The following is a 6831-nucleotide window of genomic DNA, read 5'->3' as shown; positions in this document are numbered from 1 at the left end:
CTCAANTTTAGTTAAATTGTTTTTTCATTTATCTACCTGGCTTTGATACTACTTTACTTCATACTTTTTACTTTTTTCTCCTCTGACACAACTTATGTCGATAAAACACATACTCAGGTAAATGAATATGTGGAAAACATTTTGGCAGGCAACAACAAAACCATAAATAGTTGGGCCTTAAATGAAATTGCAACTCTTAATTGCAAAGGACTAAAGATAGTTCAGTCTAACATTCAGGCACTTCCTGAATATGCAGACTATTACCAAAATTTAGATTGTTCCCAACCTACTGATCCGGATGAGAACACACATGGTATTTTATTTTGGGACAAACCTCAGGCAAGCTTATACCAAAATATCATTCAAGTTAAGGATACTGTTGGCGTAGATATTTTAGGGTATGATCAATATCCGCTGATACACTTTTTACTCTTGATGAAAGGTAACCCTACTACCCATTTCTCTACAAACTATCTTTCAAAGGCTCTTGAAGTTTGGATTAAAGATATTCAGTCACCGCAAAGCTTAGGTGAGCTTGAACATGCTCTTATCTTGTCAAATATTATTCGAACTGCATATGTGTTAGATGATTATGAAGTTATTGATCAGAACTATGAACTATTCCTTAATCAGTCTCAGCTGCCAAATTCAACTCATAAACTAAAACTATTCGGAGCATTTGACTATACCTTTTACCTCTATGGGCGGTATGATAAATCATTACAGCTTCAAAGAAATAATTCTCTTCCTCTAGCTGAATTCATTGGATTAAAAAGTGATGTGCAAGCTTTAAAAAATAGGCAGGGTGCTTACTTATTCTCACTAGGCAAATTCCAAGAGTCAAAAACAATTTATGAGGAACTCTATAATGACTCAGAGACTCTTGAGGATCAATATACATTATTCACAAATCTTGGAATAAATTATTTAAAACTTGGGCAATCAAGCAAATATGTCTCTTTCCAGTTACGAGCACTTGAACTTAAAGATGACATAGAAGACTACACTTCTCTATTAAACATTTACCGAAATCTATTTATTTACTACAGCTCTGTAAAAGATATTGGTACAGCCTTGACCTATATAGATGAAGCCAAACAAGTGGCAATTGAGAATCAGGACACTACAGAGTTAGCTTTAATTAATTCTTACTTGGGTTCTTTCTACTGGACAAACTATAAAGATGCCGATAAAGCTTTAGCAAGCCTTAATGCAGCTTATGAGGTATTATCACCTGAGAAAAACTATGATACTTACATCGATTTATTAATTGAAAAAGCGTCGGTACTGAGTAGAATTGATTCACTTGAGTCTGCTAATAAATTATTTACGGAAGTCAAGGAATTAACCTTGTCAAAAGCTGATACTCCCGACTACATCGATGCAATGATCAATCTTACTGCTATCCACTTAAAAAGAGGGGAACTGAGTAAGGCATCAGAAAATTTAGAGGAAATAAAGCTTTACGACCTCAACAATATTGATTTTCCTCTTTCAACAAAATATCAAACCGTTCGGGCAAACTATTTAAGCCTTATTGGAAATAATCGAAAAGCTATCACTAACCTGTTACCGGTCATTGACCTCATTATTGATCGAGCTAAGAATAATACAGATGCACAAGAAGGATATTGGTCGGTAGAGGAAGAGTACCTTGATGCTTTTGAACTTATTGTTGAGTTGCTAATCAACAATAACCGTCAGAATGAAGCATTAGTCATTTTAGACAGGTTAAAAACTATCAACGATGCCTCACTTTATAACAGCCCATTGGTTAAAGCCGCCAAGCTTACAGAAGAAGAACTGGCTGAAGAGAAAAGGCTAAATCAAAAACTTCAATCGCTAAGAAAAGAATATCTAAATGCCAGTGAGGAAAATCGATTTGCCTTACAAACTGAGATTGATCGTATTTCTGCCGTAAGAGACCAAATATTATCTGAGGTCAACCTGGCTAAAGAAAACCCTTTACCGGCTATCTGGTCGATCCAGCGATCTTTAGAAGCAAATGAACTGCTTCTCCACTTTACAGAAGTCGGAAATGAGCTTTATGTAGCCCACCTTACATTAGGTGATATCAGAATCAAGAAGTTTGATTTTGATAAAGAACAGCAGGACTTATTCACTAATATTGGTAATGAACTAGCATCAGGCAGTACAAACCTTGATGACCTTTATCAATTATATCAAGTGCTCGAATTAGAAGATATTCCCGATCACATTTCTCAGATCTCAGTTATTCCAGATAATTACCTTTATAGAATACCTCTTGAAGTGCTTCCTACAAAGAAACCTGATTCACCCATCAGCTACGGAAGCTCCAAGTACCTCATTGAAGACTATAGTTTCAGATATTTTACTTCCTTAAAAGAGTTTGACGGCAACCGAAGAAGTTTCGACAAAAAAACTGAGTATGAATTTTCAGGGTTTGCTATTTCTGATTTCAAGATGTTTACAGGCACAGACCTCCCCTCCCTTCCTTACGCCACCGTTGAAACGAATAATATTTCGAATATCCTTACATCACTAAGTAATAAAAAAGTCTATACAGGAGACGCAGCGACCAAAGCTATTTTTAAGGAAAAAATAAGCTCGTCAAGACTTATCCATGTTGCAACTCACAGTGAGGTAAGTGAACAGGATCCATTATTTTCCACTATTTACCTGAAGAATTCAGACAGCAACGATTCTCTTCAATCAGATCAAGCTCTTTATGCATATGAGCTATTTGATACTCCTCTGAATACTGAGTTTATTATGTTGAATTCATGCAGCTCAGGCTCTGGTAACTACATCCAGGGAAGCGGGATTATGGGTATAAGCCGTGCGTTAAGATATGCCGGAGCAAAAAGTCTGGCTCTAAATTTGTGGTCCGTAAATGATAAAGTAGCCTCTGAATTCGCTACCGATTTCTACGACTACTTGAACAATGGTGAAACCAAAAGTGAAGCAATAAGAATGGCAAAGCTTAATCAACTAAGAAAAGCGAATGCTAACCCGCATTTTTGGGGAGCTTATATGATGATTGGGAACCCGTCGCCCATAACGGACAAATCCTCTAATCCGGTTCTTCTCTTTTCACTACTTGCCCTGACTATTTTATCCACCGGATTAGTAACCTATCGAAAAGAGTTTCAATAAAAAAGACGCTTTTCTTTTCAGAAGAAGCGTCTTAATAGTTTAAAATAGTTAGTTACTTAGCTTATCTACTGCTCAAAACGTTGTCTAAAGCATCCACATAAGTTTTGGCAACACGGCTGTAAGCACCATTCAGCTCATAAGCCTTAGAAAAGGCAACTTCAGCTTCCTGAAGTCGATCTAACTGAAAGTAAGTGTTTCCTAAGAACCAATATCCTTTTTCCAAAGTAAGCACATCAATATCCTCTTGGGCAGTAACAATGCTGAAGTTTTCAATTGAAGAAGAATAATTACCCGAATTGTATTGAATAGAACCTAAACTTAGAGCGATTTCTGCTTTAAGCTGGGGATCCGTTGTTTCTTTAAGTTCGGCTTGAAGTATCGAAGTGGCTTCTGCAACTTCTCCATCTGTAGCCATTCTAATGGCACGTCGAATTACCTCATTCGTAACTGTGGGCGAAATTCCATCATTATTACGCACAACATCTAAGCCGATTTGTGCAACTGGACTCACGGAAAAATCTCCAGAAGTATTCATGTTCATTACACCAACTACTCCAGCTATTAATATCACAGCGGCTGCAGCGGCATATTGAGCCACTTTGCGTAGGGTGTAAACTTTGGAAGTTGGTTTTTCTGCGTGCTTGCGATCAATTACAGCTTTAACGTTGGCCACACTTTTCATGTAGTCCATGTAATATTCATCTTGAATTAGCTCAGCCCATAGCTCATCAGTTTGTTCCGCGTCTAATTCGCCATTCACGTACAGATCAATCTTCCTCTCTAGGTCTTTATTAATCTTACTTTCTATCATTATCGTATTATGTTTATGATTACTAACTGTGATATAAACGTTTAATCATTAATGGCAGATTTTTTTGCTGACATAAATGATAATTTAGCCGTCATTTGTACTACCCATATCAAATTATCTCTGACAAGAGTAAACAATAGATCATTTGTTACAGTTTTATTTCTTTTTTTTGAAAAAATTATCTTTGTACCGTCTTTTCTTATTATCAAGAGTTATTTATGAAATAATGTTACAAAGTATCCCTTTAGAAATTATACTATTAAACGATTCTAATCATTGGTATTTATGCCTCAAAAATTGAACATAACAGCCTTCTTCATTCTTCTATTTCTATTTATTAGCTGTGACAATAATAAAGTAGAGTTAACCGGGAATATTGACTACCTGGGAGAAGCTCATATTATCCTCCAAGAACAACCCATCCACTATAAGTACGCCCCCGTTGTGCGTGACACCTTTTCTGTTTCCGAAACAGGTTCCTTTTCATTTGTAACAACCGGAACTGAACAGATCAAAACACTCATCATTAATGACGAATCATATCCCCTAATTCTTTCTCCCGGTAAACACTTGGACATCAATATTTCACGATCTGACTTTCCTCAGGAGGTAAACATAAAAGGCTATTCGGGAAATTGGGATGAACGATATAACAGTTATCTAAATGAAATAAGCTCCATAGAAACCCAGATTCCAATTGAAGAAGAGAAAATAAAGGCTGGAGAAAAAAATAATCTTTTAGAACTCAGCAAGAACAAGTATCAAATTGCGGAAAGCAAACTTAATGATACTCCCCTTCGTGATTATTACCTCAAAGCCATTGGAGAGTATCTTGTTTTTAAAGTACGCGCAATTGAATATAACCAACGCTTTTTTGAAGATTTTGACGCTGAGGCTGCCCGAAAAGAAGTCTTTGCGGAAGCCGACTCCCTTAACTTTTTCACTATAGAATCACTTGAGGCGCAGAGAGCTGGAATTCGTGATTTCGCTCATTATTTCGCCCGAACATTTGGAGTCTATGACAGTGTTAAAAAAGCCTATGGGCAAGAAGATTTAGCAGAGTATGATATCAAAAGACTGGCCTACGAAGAGCTCAACGAAAAAAGACTTCGGGTTCTGGAACATATTAAAACTCGCGACGCCTTAGCTCATGCCCGCATGTATTTAGTGGCAGAACGAATCGGCGAGCAACCGCTTGAAGTAGCAAAGCCAAGCTATGAGGCATATCTGACAGAATTTTCTGATTACCCTAAGTACACCGAATTTTTGACTTACTTCTTTAATGAGATTAAGTCTGTTTCTCCGGGTCAGCCTGCCATCCCTTTTTCCTTGCCAGATCTTGATGGGGATATCCATACCATGAACGACTACCACGGGAAGTTCGTATTGCTTGATTTCTGGGCGGGCTGGTGCCAGCCTTGTCTGGAGGAGTTTTCTTATATGAAAGACATTTATGCCGAATATTCCCGAGATGAACTCGAGATTATTGGGATTTCTAATGAAGTTGATAGCTTAGTATGGGTACAAGACCTCGAACGCTTCGACCTTCCCTGGGTTCAGCTTTATAGCGGAAAGGGATTTAATGAAGAAACCTTTAAAGCTTATAAAGGCGGCGGGATTCCTTTTTATATTTTAGTAGATCCGGAAGGAAAAATAGCTCGTTATAACGATATTCGACCTTCTTTTAACTTCAATCCTGTTTTGGACAGTTTGCTCTCACAACATAAAAACCAACTCAACTAATGCTTCGACTTTTATTACCTCTCCTGCTCTTACTTTCTGCCATTGGCTGCCAGCAAAAAGGTGCCACACAACCTGAAGAAATCATTGACGCAAAAAGGCTGGGGCAGATGATCCTGATTGGGTTTCGGGGAACTGAACTCTCCTCTGCTGATTCTGTATATAAAGACCTTAAAGAGCGAAACATAGCCGGAGTCGTACTATTTGACCGGGACGTCATTACAGGTAACAGAAGCCGGAATATCGAAAACCCAACTCAGCTTCTGCAACTTTCCAGTGATATCATTTCAAATGCATCAACGCCGCCGATTATAGCAGTAGATCAGGAAGGTGGTTTGGTAAGCAGACTAAAAGAAAGTAAGGGCTTTCCGGAATCGGTGTCCGCAGAATACTTGGGCAATTTGGATAATGAAGATTCTACCCGACACTATGCTCGCATAATGGCCCAGGAATTCATGGTAGTTGGCACCAATACCAACTTTGGCCCTGTGATTGATGTCAATACCAATCCTGACAATCCGGTAATTGGAAGGCTTGAGCGTAGTTTTTCCTCTGATCCCGAAAAGGTGGTTGAGCATGCAGGATATGTTATTGATGAATATTCAAAAGAAGGGGTCTTATCAGTTCTAAAGCATTTTCCGGGACATGGAAGTTCAACTACTGACAGTCACCTTGGCTTTACGGATGTAACAGATACCTGGGACCAAAAAGAACTCATTCCTTACAAAGAATTTTTTGCCAAGAAAGAAATTCATGCCGTGATGACGGCGCACATTTTTAACGCGAATATTGATTCCGTTTGGCCGGCCACCCTTTCTGAAAAAACCATCAATGGACTGCTTCGTGACTCTTTGGGTTTTGAGGGCGTTGTGTTTTCTGATGATATGCAGATGGATGCCATCCGTGCAGAGTATGGTTTGGAAACAGCCATTCAGCAAGCCATAAACGCCGGAGTAGATATTCTAATCTTTGGTAACAATTTGGTTTATGATGAAGACATTGCAGAACGTGCCGTCGAAATTATTCAAAAGCTTTTACGGGAAGGAAAAGTTGAAAAAGAAACGGTAGAAAAATCACTGGCTCGAATCGATTCCCTTAAAACAAATGTAATTGCCGAACTTTGCAGTTGCTTTAATTTTTGA

Annotated in this window: 5 protein-coding genes (1 of these 5 running past the window's edge); 4 read left to right on the top strand and 1 reads right to left on the bottom strand. The window is 38.2% G+C overall.

Features of this window, described 5'->3' with window-relative positions:
* Window positions 1–11: the 3' portion of a hypothetical protein gene (locus CL667_06600; GenBank protein MAL17362.1), read on the top strand. 190 nt of this gene lie to the left of the window's left edge; 11 of the gene's 201 nt are visible here — the last part of the coding sequence; its start codon lies beyond the left edge, outside the window; it ends in the stop codon at window positions 9–11.
* A gap of 118 nt (window positions 12–129) precedes the next feature.
* Window positions 130–3138 carry a hypothetical protein gene (locus CL667_06595; GenBank protein ID MAL17361.1) on the top strand — a complete coding sequence of 1003 codons (3009 nt, stop codon included), beginning with the start codon at window positions 130–132 and terminating at the stop codon, window positions 3136–3138.
* Window positions 3139–3199: 61 nt separating this feature from the next.
* Here CL667_06595 and CL667_06590 read toward each other — a convergent pair whose 3' ends face one another.
* Window positions 3200–3949, bottom strand: coding sequence for a hypothetical protein (locus CL667_06590; protein MAL17360.1), 750 nt, complete (start codon window positions 3947–3949; stop codon window positions 3200–3202).
* 285 nt (window positions 3950–4234) lie between these two features.
* On the opposite strand from CL667_06590, the gene CL667_06585 reads away from it, so the two are divergent.
* Both CL667_06585 and CL667_06580 read left to right on the top strand, forming a co-directional pair.
* Complete coding sequence (locus CL667_06585) at window positions 4235–5692, top strand: hypothetical protein (protein MAL17359.1); 1458 nt, start codon at window positions 4235–4237, stop codon at window positions 5690–5692.
* Window positions 5692–6831: a glycoside hydrolase family 3 gene (locus tag CL667_06580; protein ID MAL17358.1), complete on the top strand. Its 1140-nt coding sequence runs from the start codon at window positions 5692–5694 to the stop codon at window positions 6829–6831. Before CL667_06585 ends, CL667_06580 begins: the two co-directional genes overlap by 1 nt.

Origin of the sequence: Balneola sp. (assembly GCA_002694685.1) — a bacterium.
In the GTDB taxonomy this organism is placed as follows: domain Bacteria; phylum Bacteroidota; class Rhodothermia; order Balneolales; family Balneolaceae; genus Gracilimonas.
The sequence above is the reverse complement of the archived record's forward strand: the minus strand, read 5'-3'. Positions and strand labels throughout refer to the sequence as shown.

Bases quoted from the DNA above. Each gene is read 5' to 3' on its own strand.
- CL667_06585 (MAL17359.1), top strand. From the start codon at position 4,235: ATGCCTCAAAAATTGAACATAACAGCCTTCTTCATTCTTCTATTTCTA.
- CL667_06580 (MAL17358.1), top strand. From the start codon at position 5,692: ATGCTTCGACTTTTATTACCTCTCCTGCTCTTACTTTCTGCCATTGGC.
- CL667_06590 (MAL17360.1), bottom strand. From the start codon at position 3,949: ATGATAGAAAGTAAGATTAATAAAGACCTAGAGAGGAAGATTGATCTG.